The sequence below is a fragment of the Streptomyces sp. NPDC085946 genome, assembly GCF_044540485.1.
GTDB lineage: Bacteria > Actinomycetota > Actinomycetes > Streptomycetales > Streptomycetaceae > Streptomyces.
The window spans coordinates 1,074,197-1,093,551 of record NZ_JBITSF010000001.1; the positions used below are offsets into that span (position 1 = coordinate 1,074,197).

General features: G+C 73.2%; 16 protein-coding genes. 6 read left to right on the forward strand and 10 right to left on the reverse strand.

Annotated features, from left to right (window positions below; genetic code table 11):
- Window positions 1-9: 9 nt before the first annotated feature.
- The 3 genes from ACIF8T_RS04750 to ACIF8T_RS04760 are packed head-to-tail and all read right to left on the reverse strand — an operon-like array spanning window position 10 to window position 3,611.
- The gene (locus ACIF8T_RS04750; protein ID WP_400031113.1) at window positions 10-2,295 is read right to left on the reverse strand and encodes an FtsX-like permease family protein; all 2,286 of its coding nucleotides are present in this window, start codon (window positions 2,293-2,295) and stop codon (window positions 10-12) included.
- A 51-nt stretch (window positions 2,296-2,346) separates the two neighbouring features.
- A complete protein-coding gene (locus ACIF8T_RS04755) occupies window positions 2,347-3,099 on the reverse strand; it encodes an ABC transporter ATP-binding protein (RefSeq protein ID WP_400031115.1) in 753 nt (250 codons plus the stop codon).
- Window positions 3,096-3,611, reverse strand: a complete 516-nt coding sequence (locus tag ACIF8T_RS04760; RefSeq protein WP_400031117.1) for a PadR family transcriptional regulator — start codon at window positions 3,609-3,611, stop codon at window positions 3,096-3,098. Before ACIF8T_RS04760 ends, ACIF8T_RS04755 begins: the two co-directional genes overlap by 4 nt.
- Window positions 3,612-3,732: 121 nt before the next feature.
- Here ACIF8T_RS04760 and ACIF8T_RS04765 point away from each other — a divergent pair, with 121 nt between their 5' ends.
- From ACIF8T_RS04765 to ACIF8T_RS04785, 5 genes are all read left to right on the forward strand, one after another.
- Entirely contained in the window at window positions 3,733-5,004 is a 1,272-nt protein-coding gene (locus tag ACIF8T_RS04765; protein WP_400031119.1) for an ABC transporter substrate-binding protein, read from the forward strand.
- A gap of 223 nt (window positions 5,005-5,227) precedes the next feature.
- Window positions 5,228-6,850 carry a glycoside hydrolase family 13 protein gene (locus ACIF8T_RS04770; RefSeq protein ID WP_400031500.1) on the forward strand — a complete coding sequence of 541 codons (1,623 nt, stop codon included), beginning with the start codon at window positions 5,228-5,230 and terminating at the stop codon, window positions 6,848-6,850.
- Window positions 6,851-6,894: 44 nt separating this feature from the next.
- Complete coding sequence (locus ACIF8T_RS04775) at window positions 6,895-8,220, forward strand: ABC transporter substrate-binding protein (RefSeq protein WP_400031121.1); 1,326 nt, start codon at window positions 6,895-6,897, stop codon at window positions 8,218-8,220.
- 1 nt (window position 8,221) lies between these two features.
- Entirely contained in the window at window positions 8,222-9,580 is a 1,359-nt protein-coding gene (locus tag ACIF8T_RS04780) for an ABC transporter permease subunit (protein WP_400031123.1), read from the forward strand.
- Window positions 9,577-10,416 carry a carbohydrate ABC transporter permease gene (locus ACIF8T_RS04785; protein WP_400031125.1) on the forward strand — a complete coding sequence of 280 codons (840 nt, stop codon included), beginning with the start codon at window positions 9,577-9,579 and terminating at the stop codon, window positions 10,414-10,416. The genes ACIF8T_RS04780 and ACIF8T_RS04785 overlap by 4 nt, the downstream gene beginning before the upstream one ends.
- Window positions 10,417-10,491: 75 nt before the next feature.
- Here the strand turns inward: ACIF8T_RS04785 and ACIF8T_RS04790 are convergent, their stop codons facing one another.
- The gene (locus tag ACIF8T_RS04790) at window positions 10,492-11,346 is read right to left on the reverse strand and encodes an NAD(P)H-binding protein (protein ID WP_400031127.1); all 855 of its coding nucleotides are present in this window, start codon (window positions 11,344-11,346) and stop codon (window positions 10,492-10,494) included.
- Window positions 11,343-11,771, reverse strand: coding sequence for a nuclear transport factor 2 family protein (locus ACIF8T_RS04795; RefSeq protein ID WP_400031502.1), 429 nt, complete (start codon window positions 11,769-11,771; stop codon window positions 11,343-11,345). Before ACIF8T_RS04795 ends, ACIF8T_RS04790 begins: the two co-directional genes overlap by 4 nt.
- 144 nt (window positions 11,772-11,915) lie before the next feature.
- Between ACIF8T_RS04795 and ACIF8T_RS04800 the strand changes: the two genes are divergently transcribed.
- Window positions 11,916-12,509 carry a TetR/AcrR family transcriptional regulator gene (locus ACIF8T_RS04800; protein WP_400031129.1) on the forward strand — a complete coding sequence of 198 codons (594 nt, stop codon included), beginning with the start codon at window positions 11,916-11,918 and terminating at the stop codon, window positions 12,507-12,509.
- Window positions 12,510-12,585: 76 nt separating this feature from the next.
- Here the strand turns inward: ACIF8T_RS04800 and pgl are convergent, their stop codons facing one another.
- From pgl to tkt, 5 genes are read right to left on the reverse strand one after another with little or no spacing between them, the layout of a single operon-like run.
- The gene (gene pgl, locus ACIF8T_RS04805; RefSeq protein WP_400031131.1) at window positions 12,586-13,371 is read right to left on the reverse strand and encodes a 6-phosphogluconolactonase; all 786 of its coding nucleotides are present in this window, start codon (window positions 13,369-13,371) and stop codon (window positions 12,586-12,588) included.
- Window positions 13,368-14,459: a glucose-6-phosphate dehydrogenase assembly protein OpcA gene (gene opcA / locus ACIF8T_RS04810; protein WP_400031133.1), complete on the reverse strand. Its 1,092-nt coding sequence runs from the start codon at window positions 14,457-14,459 to the stop codon at window positions 13,368-13,370. Before opcA ends, pgl begins: the two co-directional genes overlap by 4 nt.
- Window positions 14,456-15,994: a glucose-6-phosphate dehydrogenase gene (gene zwf, locus ACIF8T_RS04815; protein WP_400031135.1), complete on the reverse strand. Its 1,539-nt coding sequence runs from the start codon at window positions 15,992-15,994 to the stop codon at window positions 14,456-14,458. Before zwf ends, opcA begins: the two co-directional genes overlap by 4 nt.
- Before the next feature lie 4 nt (window positions 15,995-15,998).
- Window positions 15,999-17,117, reverse strand: coding sequence for a transaldolase (tal, locus tag ACIF8T_RS04820; RefSeq protein ID WP_400031137.1), 1,119 nt, complete (start codon window positions 17,115-17,117; stop codon window positions 15,999-16,001).
- A 34-nt stretch (window positions 17,118-17,151) separates the two neighbouring features.
- On the reverse strand, window positions 17,152-19,239 hold the full coding sequence (tkt, locus tag ACIF8T_RS04825; RefSeq protein ID WP_400031139.1) for a transketolase: 2,088 nt from the start codon (window positions 19,237-19,239) through the stop codon (window positions 17,152-17,154).
- Window positions 19,240-19,355: the final 116 nt, after the last annotated feature.

Genomic DNA, 19,355 nt, shown 5'->3' on the forward strand with positions numbered 1-19,355 from the left:
CGCCGCCGGTCAGGCGACCGCGGTGAGTGTATCCGCGAGACGGCGGCGGGCCGCGCGGGACGCCGGCAGGGCGGCCAGGGCGCTCGCGCCGAGCACGGCGGCGGCGCCGAGCAGCAGCAGGAGCCCGGGGGAGGGGCCCTGGGCGATCCCCGCGCCGATGCCGCTCGACCTGCCCTGGGCGTCGATCAGCCAGTGGGCGAGCGGCAGCCCGAGGGCCGTGGCGGCGAGCACGGCCGCCAGGGCCGTGCAGCCGGTCGCCGTGACGGTGATCGCGGTGATCTGGCGGGGGGAGAGACCGATCGCCTTCAGGGCGAGCAGGTCCCGCTCCCCCTCGCGGACCGTGCCGCCGATCGCGGTCAGCAGCTCGATGAGGCCGATGAGGGCGAGGACGGCGATCAGGCCGAGGACCACGCCGCGCAGCGGGGACAGTCCGTCGGCCGGGTTGGCCACGGTGTGCACGTCGAGGTGGCCGCGCCCGGCCGCGGCGAGCCGGTCCGCCACCCGGTGCGGGTCCGCGCCCGGCTCCAGCCGCACCTGGTGGAGGGTCGGGCGCAGCCCCGGGTCGTTCTCGCGGAGGGTGTCCAGGGAGGTGGACACGACCCGGCCGGCGTTGTCCGGTTCGATGCTGCGGCCCACCAGGTGCAGGACCTGCGGCCGGTCCCCGACGGTCATCCGCACCCAGTCGCCGACCTCCACGTCCAGCAGGTCGAGCAGTCCCTGCCCGGCCACCGCCTCGTCGGGTCCGCGCGCGGGGCGCCCCTCGGCCAGGGTGTACGGGTAGGGCTCGGCGCGGGTGCCCAGGCCGCGCAGCGCGATGGTCGCCGTCTGACCGGGCACCAGGGCGGCCACCTCGACGCCCGGGTAGGCGGCGGCGACCTGCGGGTCGCGTTCCAGCAGGGCGCGGGTGCCCGGGGCGCCGGGTCCCGTGTCCGACCGGACGGTGAGCGCGGCCGGCAGCCCCATCCGTTCCGGGCTGCTGTGGAACCGGTCCAGGGTGGTCCAGGCGCTCATCGCGACCACGATCAGCAGCAGCGGCAGCGCGAGCCGGGCGACCGTGCCCAGCGACCGGGGCCGGCGCGTGAACGCCTCGTGCCAGCCCAGCACGAGCGCGGGCGGCACCCGGACCCCCAGGGCCCGCCGCGCCGGCCCGGACAGCCGGCCGCCCGGCGGCGCGGCCGGCCGGGGCACCGGCACCGGCGGCACCCGCCCGGCCCGCCAGGCCGCCAGGCCCGTGGTCGCGCCGATGAACAGCACCGCGCCCACCGGCACCGCGACCAGCGCCGCCGTGTGCCCGGGCAGCCCCTGCCACACGCCGACCGCGTCCCCGAGCCGCCCCGGCGTGCGGCCGCCCAGCGCCTCGGTCAGCGCGGCGGCGGCCACGGCGCCCAGCAGGGCGTACGCCAGGTGCTGGAGCAGGAAGACACGGACGACCTGGCCGGGCGTGAACCCGATCGCCTTCAGGACGGAGATGTCCCGCAGGTGGCCGCGGATGCGGGTGCCGATCGCCCCGTGCACGGCGAACCCGGCGGCGATCAGCGCCCCCAGCCCGAACAGTCCGAGCACCTGCCCGAGCAGCCGGTTGTCGCCCTGCGCCTCGGCCCGGGCCTGCTGCCAGGTGGAGACCTCGCCGATCGACCCGGCGCCCAGCACGGTCACGGCGCGCTGGACGGCGTACCCGGTGTCGTCGGGGTCGGTCAGGCGCAGCCCGATCACCTGCCCGCCGGGGTCGGGCACCGCGGACGGCAGGGCCCAGACCAGCCCCGGCTGCTCGCCGGGCCGGTAGCGCGGCTCGGCGCTGTCCGCGACGCCCACCACGGTCAGCCTCCGCGCGGTGCCGGGCAGCGTGAGCCGGTCGCCGGGCTGGGCGAGCAGCGCGCGGGCGAGCCGGCTCTCCAGGACCACCCCGTCGGGGACGGCCGGGTCGAGCCAGCGGCCGGAGGCGAGCAGCGGACGGCCGACGGACGGCGGCTCGGGCGGGCTGCCGCGCAGTTCCACGGAGGCCCGGCTGCCGCGCGAGGCGACGGTGACGGAGACGGCGGGGTAGGGGCCGGCGACGGACTCGACGCCGTCCAGCGCGGTCAGCGCCCCGGTGTCGGCGGCGGCGTCGGTGTGCAGCCACACGTGCGCGCCGCGCGCCTGGGCGAAGACCCGCTGCCAGGGGTTGGTGGCGTACCCGAACAGGGCCGTGGCCAGCAGCAGCGACACGACGATGCCCGCGGTGGCGAGGACCAGGAACAGTGCCTCGCCGCGGTGCGTGCGCAGATCGGAGTGCGCCCAGCGCAGGGTGGCTCGCACGGCCGTCAGCCCCTCGGCCCGGTCACGGAGACGTCGTCGTGCACCCGCATGTCAGTCCCTGAGCTCCAGCACACCGGATATCCCCGAGCGGCGCGGCGGGGGCCCGCCGTCCAGCTCCGCGTCGTCGACGATCCGCCCGTCGAAGAAGCTGATCACCCGGTCCGCGGCGCTCGCCAGCCGGGCGTCGTGCGTGACCAGCAGGATCGTCTGGCCGCGCTGGTGGAAGCGGGACAGCAGCCGCATCACCTCGCGGGTGCCCTTGCTGTCCAGGCTGCCCGCCGGCTCGTCGGCCAGCAGCAGCGGCGGATGGTTGACCAGCGCCCGGGCGAGCGCGACCCGCTGCTGCTCGCCGCCGGACAGCTCGCCGGGCATGCTGCGCTCCTTGCCGGTGAGGCCCAGCTCGGCCAGCAGCCGCTCCCGCTCGGCGCGGGCCCGCTTCGGCGGCACCCCGGCGAGCAGGGCGGGCAGCTCGACGTTGTCGGCGACGGACAGGCTGGACACCAGGTTGAAGAACTGGAAGACGATCCCGATGCGCCTGCGGCGCTCCACCGCCCAGCGGGCCTCGCCGTAGCCGTCGGTGCACTCGCCGTCCAGCCAGATGCTGCCGGCGTCCGGCCGCTGGAGCCCGCCGAGCAGGTGCAGCAGCGTCGACTTCCCGGCGCCGGACGGGCCGGTGATCGCCACGAACTCGCCGCGCCGCACGGACAGGTCGACCCCGCGCACGGCACGGGCCGGCGCGCCCTCGCCGTGGTGCGTCTTGACCAGGCCCTCGGCGCGCAGCACGGGAACCGGACGGTCGCTCATTCCAGCTCCTCCAGCTCTTCCTGGCACCGCTCCAGCCAGTCGAGGTCGGCCTGCAGGTGCAGCATCGCGCCCTCGATGAGCAGGTGGGCGATGCGGTTGTCGCGGTCTTCGGCGGCGGCCAGCCTCGACAGCTGCCGCATCGTGTTCAGGTACTGGCGCCGCTGCTGGTTGATGAGGGCGATCTGGTCGGCGAGACCGGTCTGCGGGGCGAGGGCCAGCTTCATGAAGAACTCGTCCCGTACCCGCGGCTCGTCCTCGGGCTCCTGGAACCAGGCGTGCAGCGCCTCACGCCCGGCGTCGGTGAGGTGGTAGACCTTCTTGTTGGGCCGGCTGGACTGCGTGACGTCCTCGCCCTCGATGAGCCCCTGCTTCTCGAGGCGGCCGAGGGTGACGTAGATCTGGCCGACGTTCGGCTGAGGGTACGCGGAGCCCAGCAGTTGCTCAAGGTCCTGCTTGAGCTCGTAGCCGTGGGCCGGGCCGCGGGCGAGGAGAGCCAGGAGGGGCAGGCGCACGCGTGCAGTCCTCCTGTCCTCGGGATGTGCTCCAGGCCCTAGTATCGCCCATACCTAACAGGTATACATGGCCTCTGACCCCGGGCGACGAAGCCCGGCGCCGGTGTACAGGGAGGAACCTATGCGGTGGGTCCGTGCCGCGGGTAGGGGACTCCTCGTTCTCGTGGTGGTCCTGACCGGTTACGCCGCCTCCGGGGCCCGGGCGCAGGAGGGCGCGGAGGGCGGGCGCGGCCCGCTCACCCTGGCCACCGCCGGGGACCTCACCGGCTACCTCGGCCCGCTGCTGGAGGGCTGGAACCGGACCCATCCCGGCGAGGAGGTCACCCTCGTCGAGCTGCCCGACTCCGCCGACGAGACCCGCGCGCAGATGGCCACCGACCTGCGCGGCGGCGACCGCAGCCGCTTCGACGTGCTCAACATCGACGTCAACTGGACGCCGGAGTTCGCGGCGGCCGGCTGGATACGGCCCCTGCCCCGCGACCGCTTCCCCCTGGACACCTTCCTGCCGCCCGTCGTCGGCACGGCGACCTACGACGGCCGCCTGTACGCCGTCCCGTACGTCACCAACGCCGGACTGCTCCTCTACCGCAAGGACGTCCTCGCGCGGGAGGGCGTCGCACCGCCCCGCACCTGGGCCGAGCTGGAGCGGCAGGCGAAGACCCTCGCCCCGGAGCACGGGCTCGACGGCTACGCCGGGCAGTTCCTGCCCTACGAGGGCCTCACCGTCAACGCGGCCGAGGCCGTCTACTCGGCGGGCGGCACGATCCTCGGCGACGAGGGCGCGCGCGTCACCGTCGACTCGGCGGCGGCCCGTGAGGGCATCGGATTCCTCGCCCGGGGCGTCCGCGAGGGATGGATCCCGGCGCGGGCGCTGACCTACAAGGAGGAGGAGTCCAAGCAGGCCTTCCAGGACGGCCGGCTGCTCTTCCTGCGCAACTGGCCCTACGCCTACGTCGGCGCCTCCGCCCCGGGGTCGAAGGTCGCCGGGAAGGTCGGCGCCGTGCCGCTGCCCGGGCCGGACGGGCCGGGCACCAGCGTGCTCGGCGGCTCCAACCTGGCCGTCAGCACCCACGCCCGGCACCCGGACTCCGCCGCGCGCCTGATCGCGTACCTCACCAGCGAGCCCGTCCAGCGGCAGGTCCTCACCCGGGGCGCGCTGCCGCCGGTACGGGCCGACCTCTACGAGGACCCCGGGCTGATCCGGGCGTTCCCCTACCTGCCGACCCTGCGCGAGAGCGTGCTCGCCGCCGCGCCGCGCCCCAAGAGCCCGCACTACGACCAGGTCAGCCTGGCGGTGCAGGCGGTCGTGCACGACGCGATGGCCGGGCGGCAGACGCCCGAGGCCGCGGTGCGGCGGCTGGCCCGGGAGCTGGCCGCGATCTCCCGGCGCTAGCCTCCAGCCTTCCCTAGTTACTTGTTAGGTAACGCGGACGTCTCGTTCACGCTCGTTCTGTCCGTATAAGTCATGACTCCTGACGGGCAACCTTCCAGTATCTTCCGTACGTTCATTGACACCCTCGCGACACGCCTACTTAACATGCATGCATAACCACCGGCCCGAAGAAGCCTCGGGCTCCCGCACGCACAGACAGGTCAACGGGGTGAGTCCCAAGCGCATCGACACCCGCCACTGGTGGCGCGACGCAGTGATCTACCAGGTGTACGTCCGCAGCTTCCTGGACAGCACCGGTGACGGCATCGGCGACCTCGCCGGGGTCCGGGCCGGGCTGCCGTACCTGAAGAAGCTCGGTGTCGACGGGATCTGGCTGAGCCCCTTCTACCCCTCGCCGCAGCACGACCACGGCTACGACGTGGCCGACTACTGCGACGTCGACCCGGTCTTCGGCGACCTCGACGAGTTCGACCTGCTGGTCGGGGCCGCCCGCAGGCTCGGCATCAAGGTGCTGCTGGACATCGTCCCCAACCACTGCTCCAGCGCCCACCCCTGGTTCCGCGAGGCGCTCGCGGCCCCGCCCGGCAGCCCGGCCCGCGCCCGCTTCCACTTCGCCGACGGCCGCGGCCCGGACGGCGCCGAGCCGCCCAACAACTGGCACGCCATGTTCGGCGGCCCGGCCTGGAGCCGGGTGACGGAGCCCGACGGCCGGCCCGGGCAGTGGTACCTGCACATGTTCACGCCCGAGCAGCCCGACTGGAACTGGCGCAACCCCGAGGTCCCCGCCGCGTTCGACCGGATCCTGCGCTTCTGGCTGGACCGGGGCGTCGACGGCTTCCGCATCGACGTCGCCGCGGGCCTGTTCAAGCACCCGGAGCTGCCCGACTCCCCGGACCCCGAGGCCGACGCCCGCACCCGCGACTCGGTCAACCCGCTCGCCTGGAACCAGCCCGAGGTGCACGACGTGTGGCGCCACTGGCGCGCGGTCTGCGAGGAGTACGCCGCCCGCGACGGCCGCGAGCGCCTGCTGGTCGGCGAGGTGTCCGTGCCCACCGCCCGCGAGCACGCGCAGTACGTCCGCCCCGACGAGCTCCACCAGGCCTTCTTCTTCGACCTGCTCGGCGCCCCCTGGGACCCCGACGCCTTCCGCAAGGTCATCTCCGAGGCCATGCAGGACATCGCCGGCACCGGCTCCACGGTCACCTGGGTCCTCAACAACCACGACCAGGTCCGCACCGTCACCCGCTACGGCGAACCCACCCCGCACGGCAGCGGCCTCGGCGCCGCCCGGGCCCGCGCCGCCGCGCTGCTGATGCTGGCGCTGCCCGGCGCCGCGTACATCTACCAGGGCGAGGAGCTCGGCCTGCCCGAGGTCGTCGACCTGCCCGACGACGTGCTCACCGACCCGATCTTCCGCCGCACCGGCAGCCGGGCCCGGATCCGCGACGGCTGCCGGGTGCCGCTGCCCTGGTCCGGCCAGGCCTCCCCGTTCGGCTTCACCTCCGGCGAGCAGGGCGCCAAGCCGTGGCTGCCGCAGCCGGAGTACTTCGCCGAGTACGCCACCGACCGGGCGCTGGCCGACACCCGCTCCTTCTGGCACCTGTACCGCGACGGCCTCCAGCTGCGCGCCGCCCTGCCCCAGCTCGGCGAGGGCACCCTGCGCTGGCTGGACACCCCGCCCGGCGTCCTCGCCTTCGTGCGCGGCGACGACCTGGTGTGCGCCGTGAACTTCGGCACGGCCCCCACCCCCGCGCCGGTCCCCGGCACCCCGCTGCTCGCCAGCGGCCCCTGCGAGCCCGGGGTGCTGCCCGGCTCGACGGCCGCCTGGTGGATCGCCGGCAGCTGAGCCCCGCCCACGTCACCTCCCCACCCACTGAAGGGACATCAACGATGATGCGACGACGTACCACCCTGCTCACGGGCTGCACCGCCCTCGCCCTGGCGCTCGGCGCGACGGCCTGCGGCGGCGGCCCGGTCACCGCCGGCGGCGGCGACAAGGCGCTCGGCGGCCAGACGGTCACCGTGGCCGGCGTCTGGTCCGGCACCGAGCAGAAGAACTTCCAGAAGGTGCTGGACGCCTTCACCGAGAAGACCGGCGCCGAGACCCGGTTCGTGTCCACCGGGGACAACGTCTCCACCGTCGTCGGCAGCAAGATCGAGGGCGGCAACGCCCCCGACGTCGTGATGGTCCCGCAGGTCGGCGTGCTCAAGCAGTTCGCGCAGAACGGCTGGCTCAAGCCGCTGTCCGCCACCGCCCGCACGTCCGTCGACGCCAACTTCGCGCCCGTCTGGAAGGACTACGGCAGCGTCGACGGCACCCTGTACGGCCTCTACTTCAAGGCCGCCCACAAGTCGACCGTCTGGTACAGCCCCGACGCCCTCGCCCAGGCGGGCGTGAAGCCGCCGAAGACGTACGACGAGATGCTGAAGGCCGGGCGGACCGTCTCCGACTCCGGGCTCGCCGCCTTCTCCGTCGCCGGCCAGGACGGCTGGACGCTGACCGACTGGTTCGAGAACGTCTACCTCTCCCAGGCCGGGCCCGAGAAGTACGACGCCCTCGCCGCCCACGAGCTGAAGTGGACCGACGCCAGCGTGGTCGAGGCGCTGACCACCCTCGGCAAGCTGTTCAAGGACAAGCAGCTCATCGCGGGCGGCCAGAAGGGCGCCCTGAACACCGACTTCCCGGGCTCGGTGGAGAAGGTGTTCGGCCCGAAGGCCGAGGCCGGCATGGTCTACGAGGGCGACTTCGTCGCCGGTGTCGCCAAGGACCAGTTCGGCAGGACGATCGGCGAGGACGCGGACTTCTTCCCGTTCCCGCCGGTCGGCGGCGGGAAGGCGCCGGTGGTCAGCGGCGGCGACGCGGCCGTCGTCCTGAAGGACGGCAAGAACCAGAAGGCCGCCCAGGCGCTCGTGGAGTACCTGGCGACCCCGGAGGCGGCGGCCGTGTGGGCCGAGGCGGGCGGCTTCCTCTCCCCGAACAAGAAGCTCGACCTCGCCGCGTACGGCGACGACGTCACCCGCGCCACCGCCAAGTCCCTGGTGGACGCCGGCGACTCGGTCCGCTTCGACATGTCCGACCAGGCCCCGGCGGCCTTCGGCGGCACCAAGGGCGCCGGCGAGTGGAAGCTGCTCCAGGACTTCCTGCGCGACCCGTCGGACCCGAAGGGCACCGCGGCGAAGCTGGAGGCCGCGGCGGCGAAGGCGTACAAGGGCTGACATGACGGCGACGCTCGTGAAAGAGGCGAGCCCGCCGGCGGCCGCCGGCGCCGGGACCCCCCGGCGCCCGCGGCGGCGCGGACGGCTCATCGCCCTGCTCTTCGTCCTCCCGGCCCTGCTCCTGCTGGGCGCCCTGGTCGTCTACCCCGTCCTGTTCTCCGTCGGCCGCAGCTTCTTCGACGCCTCCGGCACCCGGTTCGTCGGCGGCGAGAACTACACCGAGATGTTCCGCGACCCGGCCACCCTCAAGGCCGTCCGGAACACGGCGATCTGGGTGGTCGTCGCGCCGACCCTGCTGACCGGCCTCGGCCTGATCCTGGCCGTCCTGGTGGAGAAGGTCCGCTGGGCCACCGCCTTCAAGCTGCTGCTGTTCATGCCGATGGCGGTGTCCTTCCTCGCCGCCGGGATCATCTTCCGGCTCGCCTACGACGAGGACCCGGACAAGGGCGTGCTGAACGCGGCCGTGGTCTCCGTCCACGACGCCTTCGAGGGGACCTCCTCCTACCCGACGGCCCGGGCCCGCGAGGGCCGGGGCCTGACGAAGGCGGCGGACGGCGCGTACCGGACGAGCACGGCCGTGTCGCCCGGCGACACGGTGGCCCTCGGCCTGGTGGGCGTCCAGCCCCAGGACCTGCCCGCCGGAGCGGAACCCGCCTTCGGGGCCGCCGCCCGCAAGGCCGGCGCCGGTGAACTGCGCGGAGTGGTCTACCTGGACTTCACGCCCGGCGGGGGAGGGGAGCAGGGCCGGGTCGACCGGCGGGAGAGCGGACTGCCCGAGATGACGGTCGAGGCCGTGCGTGACGGCCGGACGGTCGCCTCGGCGACCACCGCCTCCGACGGCTCCTTCCGCTTCGAGGACCTCGCCGACGGCGCGTACACCCTCCGCCTGCCCGCCTCGAACTTCGCCCCGCCCTACGAGGGCGTCTCCTGGCTCGGCCCGGCGCTGGTCACGCCCGCGATCATCGGCGCGTACCTGTGGATCTGGACCGGGTTCGCCATGGTGCTGATCGGCGCCGGCCTGTCCACGCTGCCGCGCGACGCGCTGGAGGCGGCCCGCATGGACGGCGCCAACGAGTGGCAGATCTTCCGCCGCATCACCGTCCCGCTGCTCGCCCCGGTGCTCACGGTCGTCTTCGTGACCCTGGTCATCAACGTGATGAAGGTCTTCGACCTCGTCTACATCATCGCGCCCGGGCCGGTGCAGGAGGACGCGACCGTGCTCGCCACCCAGATGTGGCTGGTGTCGTTCGGCGGCGGCAACAACCAGGGGCTCGGCAGCGCGCTCGGCGTGCTGCTCCTGCTGCTGGTGATCCCGGCCATGGTCTTCAACGTCCGCCGCTTCAAGAGGAGTCAGCGATGAACGCCGTCCGGCGCCACCTGGGCAACGGGGTCGTCCAGGCCTTCCTCGTGGTGGTGGGCCTGGTGTGGATGACACCGCTCGCCGGTCTGTTCCTGTCCTCCCTGCGCTCCGCCGAGGACACCGCGCGGGGCGGCTGGTGGACGGTGTTCACCAGCCCCGGCCAGCTCTCCTTCGACAACTACTCGGCGCTGCTGGGCAACGCGGGCATCACCCAGGCGTTCTGGAACACCGTGCTGATCTCGGTGCCGACCACCGTGCTGGTCGTCGTCGTCGCGGCGCTCGCCGGGTACGCCTTCGCCTGGCTGGACTTCCCCGGCCGGGACGCGATCTTCCTGGTCGTGGTGGCGCTGCTCGTGGTGCCCGTGCAGATCGGCCTGCTGCCGGTCGCCAAACTCTTCGGCCAGCTCGGCCTGTTCGGCACCATCCCGGGCGTGGTCCTCTTCCACGTGGCCTACGGCCTGCCGTTCGCAGTGTTCCTGCTGCGGAACTACTTCGCCGAGATGCCCAAGGAGATGCTGGAGGCCGCCCGCATGGACGGCGGCAGCGAGTGGCGCATCTTCACCCGGCTCGTCCTGCCGGTGGGCCGCCCGGCCATCGCCTCGCTCGCCATCTTCCAGTTCCTGTGGGTCTGGAACGACATGCTGGTGGCCCTGCTCTTCGCCGACAGCTCCGCGCAGCCGCTGACCGTGGCGCTCCAGTCGCAGATCCGGCAGTTCGGCAGCAACATCGACGTCCTGGCACCCGGGGCGTTCATGTCGCTGATCGTGCCGGTGGTGGTGTTCTTCGCGTTCCAGCGGCACTTCGTGCAGGGGGTGATGGCGGGGTCCGTGAAGTAGCGGACCCGGGCGCGCCCGCCGGTCGGTACCGGGCGCGCCCCCGCGGAGCGGGTGCCGGCGCGCCCGGACGGCCGTTCACCCGGCCGTGCCCGGCGCCAGGGCCCGCCGCACGTGCGCGCGGAAGCCGCGCGGCGGACGCCCGGTGAGGCGCTGGACGGTGTCGGTGACCCGGTCCTCGGCCCCCTCGGCGATCGCCCGGTCCAGACCGGCCAGCACCGCGGCGAACTCGGCGGGCATCTCCCGCGCCAGGTGCGCGCACAACTGCTCGTACGTCAGCCGCCGGTGGGTGACGGCACGCCCGGTCTCCTCGGTGAGGACGGCGGCGACCTCGTCGTGACTCAGCGCCTGCGGGCCGGTGATCACCAGGTCGGGGCCGGGGCACCGGTCGGCGGTCAGGGCCTCGACGGCGACGGCCGCGATGTCGTCGGCGTCGACGAAGGCCACCCGTCCCCCGTCCGTCGCGGTGCGGATCGTGCCCTCCTCGCGGACGCTGCGGGCGTGCGCGTGGTCGCCGGTGAAGTTCTGCATGAACCACGACGGCCGCAGGACCGCCCACTCGTCGAACAGGGCGGGCAGCTCCCGGTGCACCTGCCCGACGGCCGGCCCTCCGGCCTCGATCGCCGAGGAGCTGAGCAGGACCGCCCGGCGCACCCCGGCGGCCCGGGCCCGTTCCAGGAACGGCAGCATGACGGCGGCCGGTTCGGCGGTGGCCAGGGGCGGCACGAGGTAGACGCGGTCCGCGCCCCGCAGGGCCTCCTCGTGGGTCGCCGGGTCGTACCAGTCGAAGCGGACGGCGGTGGCGTCCCCGGCGGGCGCGGCGCGGCGGCTCGCGGCCCGCACCCGGTGCCCCCGCGCGGTGAGGAGGGAGGTCACGCGGCTGCCGGTGGTGCCGGTGGCGCCGATGACCAGGGTGGTCCGCGAGGTGCTCACCGGGCGCTCCCCGCGAAGTCGGCCGTGCCGTCCGCCGGGAGGGCGAGCGGGTTCCAGTAGTCCCGGTAGCGCGTGATGCGGCCGTCGACGACGGTCACCACGGCGATGTAGGTCATGTCGTAGGGGGCCCGGGTCCGCATCAGCCGGCCCACCGCGCGCATCTCGACCACGATGGTCCGGGGGTCGGCGGTCTGGTGGATCGTCAGGTCGGGGATCTCGTGCAGCTCGATGTGGTCGGGGTAGGCGCGCATGTAGGCGGCGACGGCGGCCTTGCCCTCCAGCCGCTCGGGCCACCCCGCGGGCGCGAAGGGGAACTCGAAGACGCCCTCGTCGTCCCAGAGGTCGACCCAGGCGGGGATGTCGCCGTCGAGCAGCAGCCGCAGGCCGTGGCGGTAGACGTCGGCCGGCGCGGTGGACGTGGTCATGGTCATGGGGATGCCCTCCGATAGAATACGGACCGCGAGTCCGCTTAACCGATCATACGGACCGCCGGTCCGCTTGCGCAAGATGCGGACCGCCGGTCCGGATCGGAGCGGGTCCGGAGCCGTTGCCCGACCGGAGGAGATCCCGTGCCCGAGCGCAAGCCCCGCGCGGACGCACTGCGCAACCGCGAAGCCGTCCTGGCCGCCGCCGACCGGCTCTTCGCCGCGAGCGCCGGCCCCGACGAGGTGACCATGGCCGACATCGCCGCCGCGGCCGGAGTCGGCAAGGGAACCCTCTTCCGCGGCTTCGGCGACCGCACCGGCCTGATCCGCGCCCTGTACGAGGCCCGGCTCGAACCGGTCCGCCGGGCCGTCGCCGAGGGCCCGCCCCCGCTCGGGCCCGCCACACCCCCGGCCGAGCGCGTCCCCGCCCTGCTCGACGCCGTCCTGTGCTTCAAGCTCGACCACCGGTACCTCTCCCTCGCCCTGGAGGGGACGGGCGGCGACAGCCCCTACCGCACCGAGTACTACGACTGGTGGCACGGCACCCTGCGGGACGTGCTGGAGCAGCTGCCCGGCTTCCCCGACGGCGACTTCACCGCCCACGCGCTGCTCGCGGCCGTCCGCGCCGACCTCGTCGACCACCTGGTCGACCGGCGGCACGTGTCCCGGGAACGCCTCCGGGCCGACCTCGCCGCCCACACCGCCCGGGTGCTGGGCACGGCGGCCCCCACCGCCTGACCCCGCAGACGCCGGAGCGGCCGGCGGTCACGAGGACTCGTGGCCGCCGGCCGCTCCGGACCGGTGGAACCGGACGCTATGCCGTCGCCGGCGGATACAGCGACCGCGGCAGCCGCGAGGCCGCCGCCGCGTCCAGCAGCCACAGCGTCCGGGCGCGGCCGTACGCGCCGGCCGCCGGGGCCTGGATCTCGCCCGCGCCCGACAGGGCGATCGCCGCGGCCTGCGCCTTGTCCTCGCCGGCGGCCAGCAGCCAGACCTCGCGGGCCGCGCGGATCGCCGGGAGGGTGAGGGTCACCCGGGTCGGCGGGGGCTTGGGCGCGCCGTGCACGCCGACCACCGTGCGCTCCGTCTCCCGGACGGCCGGGAGCTCGGGGAAGAGCGACGCCACGTGCGTGTCCGGGCCGACGCCCAGCATCAGCACGTCGAAGGTCGGCACCGGGCCGTGGTTCTCCGGGCCCGCGGCCCGCGCCAGCTCGTCCGCGTAGGCGGCGGCCGCCGCGTCCACGTCCGAGCCGTACGGCCCGTCCGACGCGGGCATGGCGTGCACCCGCTTCGGGTCCAGGGGCACCGCGTCCAGCAGGGCCTCGCGGGCCTGCGTGACGTTGCGCTCCGGGTCGCCCTCCGGCAGGAAGCGCTCGTCGCCCCACCACAGGTCCAGGCGGGACCAGTCGATCGCGTCCCGGGCGGGCGCCGCGGCCAGCGCGGCCAGCAGGCCGTTGCCGTTGCGGCCGCCCGTCAGGACCACGGACGCCGCGCCCCGGGAGGCCTGCGCGTCCACGATCCTCGTGATCAGCCGGGCCGCCGCGGCCTGCGCCATCAGCTCCTTGTCGTGGTGCACGACGAGCTGCGGTGCCGTGCTCACTTGGCCGCCGCCTTCCGGACCGGTTCCGGCGTCGGCGGTTCCTGCTTCACCGGTTCCTCCGCCGTCGCCTCCCGGGCGGGAGCTTTCGCAGCCTTCTCGACGGGAAGCGGGACCGCGACGGGGTCGCCCGGTTCTCCTTTGGCCTGCGCCCCCTGCTCCGCGGCCTGCGCCAGCCGGTCCACCCCGTACCGCAGCGCGGAGGCGTACGTGTCGTCCGGGTCCAGCCGGCGCAGCTCCTCCGCGATCAGCTCGGCCGTGTCGCGGCGCTTGAGCGCCACCGCACGGTCCGGCTGCCCCTGGATGGACAGGGTGGCCAGGGAGCCGTCGGCGCGGTCCAGGACGATCGGGCCGCAGTCCGTGTCCATGCGGACGGCCGTCAGACCGGGCCCGCCGGACTGCGTACGCCGCACCGGCACGCCCAGCCGGTCCGCGAGCCACATCGCCAGCAGCTCGCAGCTCGGGTTGAACTCCTCGCCCTCCACCTCGACGGCCTTCACCTCGCAGGTGACCTGGTCGAGAGCGGCGGCCAGCATCGAGCGCCAGGGCGTGATGCGGGTCCAGGACAGGTCCGTGTCACCGGGGGTGTACGCCTCGGCCCGGGCGGCCAGGTCGCGGACCGGCTGCTCGGAGGCGTAGGTGTCGGTGACCCGGCGCTGGGCGAGGGCGCCCAGCGGGTCGCTCGCCGGGTCGAGCGGCGCGTCGACCGGCCACCAGACCACCACCGGGGCGTCCGGCAGCAGCAGCGGCAGCACCACCGACTGCGCCTGGTCGACCACCTCGCCGTACAGCCGCAGCACCACCGTCTCGCCGGTGCCCGCGTCCGCGCCCAGCCGCACCTCCGCGTCCAGGCGGGACTGCGTGCGGTCGCGCGGCGAGCGCGAGACGCGCTTGATGACGACCAGGGTGCGCGAGGGGTGCTCGTGCGCGGCGTCGTTCGCGGCCTTCAGCGCGTCGTAGGCGTTCTCCTCGTCCGTCACGATGACCAGCGTCAGCACCATGCCGACCGCGGGCGTACCGATCGCCCGGCGGCCCTGCACCAGCGCCTTGTTGATCTTGCTGGCCGTGGTGTCCGTGAGGTCTGTCTTCATGGCCGGCGCCAGCTCCGTCCGTCTCGCTCGAGCATTTCGTCCGCCTCGACGGGTCCCCAGGTACCGGCCTGGTACCGGGCGGGCCTGCCGTTGGCGTCCCAGTACTCCTCGATCGGGTCGAGGATCTTCCAGGACAGCTCGACCTCCTCGGTGCGCGGGAAGAGGTTCGAGTCACCGAGCAGGACGTCGAGGATCAGCCGCTCGTACGCCTCCGGGCTGGACTCCGTGAACGACTCGCCGTACGCGAAGTCCATCGAGACGTCCCGGATCTCCATCGACGTGCCCGGCACCTTCGAGCCGAACCGCACGGTCACGCCCTCGTCGGGCTGGACGCGGATGACGATCGCGTTGGAGCCGAGCTCCTCGGTGGCGGTGGTGTCGAAGGGGGAGTGCGGGGCCCGCTGGAAGACCACCGCGATCTCCGTCACCCGGCGGCCGAGCCGCTTGCCGGTGCGCAGGTAGAAGGGGACACCCGCCCAGCGGCGGTTGTCGATGCCCAGCTTGACCGCCGCGTAGGTGTCGGTCTTGGAGTCGGGGCTGATGCCCTCCTCCTCCAGGTAGCCGACGGCCTTCGCGCCGCCCTGCCAGCCCGCCGTGTACTGCGCGCGCACGGTGTCGCGGCCCAGGTCCTTCGGCAGCCGCACGGCCCCGAGCACCTTGGTCTTCTCCGCGGCCAGCGCGTCCGCGTCGAAGGAGGCGGGCTCCTCCATCGCGGTCAGCGCGAGGAGCTGCAGCAGGTGGTTCTGGATGACGTCCCGGGCGGCGCCGATGCCGTCGTAGTAGCCGGCCCGGCCGCCGATGCCGATGTCCTCGGCCATCGTGATCTGCACGTGGTCCACGAAGGACCGGTTCCAGATCGGCTCGAACATCGTGTTGGCGAAGCGCAGCGCCAGGATGTTCTGGACGGTCTCCTTGCCCAGGTAGTGGTCGATGCGGAAGACCTGGTCGGGCGCGAAGACCTCGTGGACGATCGCGTTGAGCTCCTCGGCCGACCTCAGGTCGTGCCCGAAGGGCTTCTCGATGACCGCGCGCCGCCAGGAGCCGTCCTTCTGGTCGGCCAGCTGGTGCTTCTTCAGCTGCTGGATGACGACCGGGAACGCGGACGGCGGCACCGACAGGTAGAAGGCGAAGTTGCCGCCCGTGCCCTGCGCCTTGTCCAGCTCCTCGATCGTCGAGCGCAGCCGCTCGAACGCGTCGTCGTCGTCGAAGGTGCCCTGCACGAAGCGCATGCCCTGGATGAGCTGCTGCCAGACCTCCTCGCGGAAGGGCGTGCGCGCGTGCTCCTTGACCGCGTCGTGCACCTCCTGCGCGAAGTCCTCGTGGGCCCACTCGCGCCGGGCGAAGCCGACGAGCGAGAAGCCCGGCGGCAGCAGGCCCCGGTTGGCCAGGTCGTACACGGCCGGCATCAGCTTCTTGCGCGACAGGTCGCCCGTGACGCCGAAGATGACCAGGCCCGACGGCCCCGCGATACGCGGGAGCCGTCGGTCCGCGGGGTCACGAAGCGGGTTCGCTCCGGAACCGGGAAGGGGGGACAAGGCGTCAGCCCTCCGCGGGGGCGAGGCGCTTGAGCTCGGCCTCGGTCGACTCCAGCAGCTCGTTCCAGGAGGCCTCGAACTTCTCGACGCCCTCCTTCTCCAGGAGCTGCACCACGTCGTCGTACTTGATCCCGAGCTGCTCGACGGCGTCGAGGTCGGCGCGGGCCTGCTCGTACGTGCCGGCGATGGTGTTGCCGGTGATCTCGCCCGACTCCTCGGTGGCCACCAGGGTGGCCTCCGGCATGGTGTTCACCGTGTTCGGCGCGACCAGCTCGTCGACGTACAGCGTCGACTTGTAGGCCTTGTCCTTCACACCGGTGGAGGCCCACAGCGGACGCTGCTTGTTGGCGCCCGCCTTCTCCAGCGCGCTCCAGCGGTCGGAGGAGAAGACCTCCTCGTACGCCTGGTAGGCCAGGCGGGCGTTGGCGAGGGCGGCCTTGCCGCGCAGCGCCTTGGCCTCGTCGGTGCCCAGCGCGTCGATCCGCTTGTCGATCTCGGTGTCGACGCGGGAGACGAAGAAGGACGCCACGGAGTGGATCTGCGAGAGGTCCAGCCCCTTCTCCTTGGCCTTCTCCAGGCCGGAGAGGTAGGCGTCCATCACCTTGCGGTAGCGCTCCAGCGAGAAGATCAGCGTCACGTTGACGCTGATGCCCGCGCCGATCACCTCGGCGATGGCCGGCAGGCCCGCCTCGGTGGCCGGGATCTTGATGAGCGTGTTGGGACGGTCCACCAGCCAGGCCAGCTGCCGCGCCTCGGCGACCGTGGCCCGGGTGTCGTGGGCCAGCCGCGGGTCGACCTCGATCGACACGCGGCCGTCCTGGCCGCCGGTGGCGTCGAAGACCGGGCGCAGGATGTCGGCGGCGTCGCGGACGTCCGCCGTGGTGATCATGCGAATGGCCTCTTCGACCGTGACCCGGCGGGCGGCGAGGTCGGTGAGCTGCTGGTCGTAGCCGTCGCCCTCCGAGATCGCCTTCTGGAAGATCGTCGGGTTGGTGGTGACGCCCACGACGTGCTGCTGGTCGATCAGCTCGGCGAGGTTGCCGGACGTGATCCGCTTGCGCGACAGGTCGTCCAGCCAGATCGCGACGCCCTCCTCGGAGAGGCGCTTGAGTGCGTCTGTCATGGAAATTCCATCTCCTACGTGTCGTATGTGAGCGTCAGCGCTGGGCTGCGGCGATCGATTCCCGGGCCGCGGCGGCCACGTTCTCGGGGGTGAAGCCGTACTCGCGGAAGAGCACCTTGCCGTCCGCGGAGGCACCGAAGTGCTCCAGCGAGACGATGCGGCCGGCGTCCCCGACGTACTTGTGCCAGGTGAGGCCGATGCCGGCCTCGACCGCGACGCGCGCCTTCACCGACGGCGGCAGGACGCTGTCCCGGTACCCCTGGTCCTGCTGCTCGAACCACTCCACGGACGGCATGGACACCACGCGGGTGGGCACGCCGGCGCTCTGGAGCTGCTCGCGCGCCTCCACGGCGACGTGCACCTCCGAGCCGGTGGCGATCAGGATGACCTCGGGCTCGCCGCCGTCGGCCTCGAACAGCACGTAGCCGCCCTTGGCCGCGTCCTCGTTGGGCTCGTACGTCGGCACGCCCTGGCGGGTCAGCGCCAGACCGTGCGGCTGGCCCTTGCCGAACTCCTTCGTCCAGCGCTTGAGGATCTCGCGCCAGGCGATCGCGGTCTCGTTGGCGTCGGCCGGGCGCACGATGTTCAGGCCCGGGATGGCACGCAGGCTGGCCAGGTGCTCGACCGGCTGGTGGGTCGGGCCGTCCTCGCCGAGGCCGATGGAGTCGTGCGTCCACACGTACGTCACCGGCAGGTGCATCAGGGCCGACAGCCGCACCGCGTTGCGCATGTAGTCGGAGAACACCAGGAAGGTGCCGCCGTAGATCCGGGTGTTGCCGTGCAGCGCGATGCCGTTCATCTCCGCGGCCATGGAGTGCTCGCGGATGCCGAAGTGGATCGTGCGGCCGTACGGGTTCGCCTCGGGCAGCGGGTTGTCCGCCGGGAGGAACGACGACGTCTTGTCGATCGTGGTGTTGTTCGAGCCGGCCAGGTCGGCGGAGCCGCCCCACAGCTCGGGGATCACCGCGCCGAGAGCCTGGAGCACCTTGCCGGACGCGGCGCGCGTGGCGACCGCCTTGCCGGGCTCGAAGACCGGGATCTTCTCCTCCCAGCCCTGGGGCAGCTCGCCGGCGGCGACGCGGTCGTACTCGGCGGCGCGCTCGGGGTTGTTGTCCCGCCACTGCTGGAAGGACTTCTCCCACACCGCGCGGGCCGCCTGGCCGCGCTCGACCGCCTTGCGGGTGTGGCCGATGACCTCGTCGGAGACCTCGAAGGTCTGCTCCGGGTCGAAGCCGAGGACCCGCTTGGTGGCGGCGACCTCGTCGTCGCCGAGCGCCGAGCCGTGCGCGGCCTCGGTGTTCTGCGCGTTCGGGGCGGGCCAGGCGATGATCGAGCGCATCGCGATGAACGACGGCCGGTCGGTGACGGCCTTGGCCTTCTGGATCGCCTCGAAGATCGCCCGCGGGTCGAGGTCGCCGTTCTCCTGCGGCTCGACGCGCTGCACGTGCCAGCCGTAGGCCTCGTACCGCTTGACGGTGTCCTCGGAGACGGCCGTCTCGGTGTCGCCCTCGATCGAGATGTGGTTGTCGTCCCACAGCAGGATCAGGTTGCCGAGCTTCTGGTGGCCGGCCAGCGAGGACGCCTCGGCGGAGATGCCCTCCTGGAGGCAGCCGTCACCGGCGATGCAGTAGACGAAGTGGTCGAACGGGGACTCGCCGGCGGCGGCGTCCGGGTCGAACAGGCCGCGCTCGTAGCGGGCGGCCATCGCCATGCCCACCGCGTTGGCGACGCCCTGGCCCAGCGGGCCGGTCGTCGTCTCCACGCCCGTGGTGTGGCCGTACTCCGGGTGACCGGGGGTCTTCGAGCCCCAGGTGCGGAAGGACTTCAGGTCGTCCAGCTCCAGGCCGAAGCCGGCCAGGTACAGCTGGGTGTAGAGGGTCAGGGACGAGTGGCCGGCGGACAGCACGAAACGGTCGCGCCCGACCCAGTCGGCGTCCGACGGGTCGTGCCGCATCACCTTCTGGAAGAGGGTGTAGGCGGCCGGTGCCAGGCTCATCGCCGTACCCGGATGGCCGTTGCCAACCTTCTGTACGGCGTCGGCGGCCAGGACGCGCGCGGTGTCGACCGCACGCTGGTCCAGCTCGGTCCACTCGAGGTCTGTGGTGGTCGGCTTGGTGCTCACCCTGGGTCAGGGCTCCTCTCCACATGTCGGATGCCGGTGACTGCGACCACCGGCTGCCGGCGTATCCGTGCGTCGGCCGGCCGCTGCCGAGCCTACCCCCGGAAGTACGTGCGTTT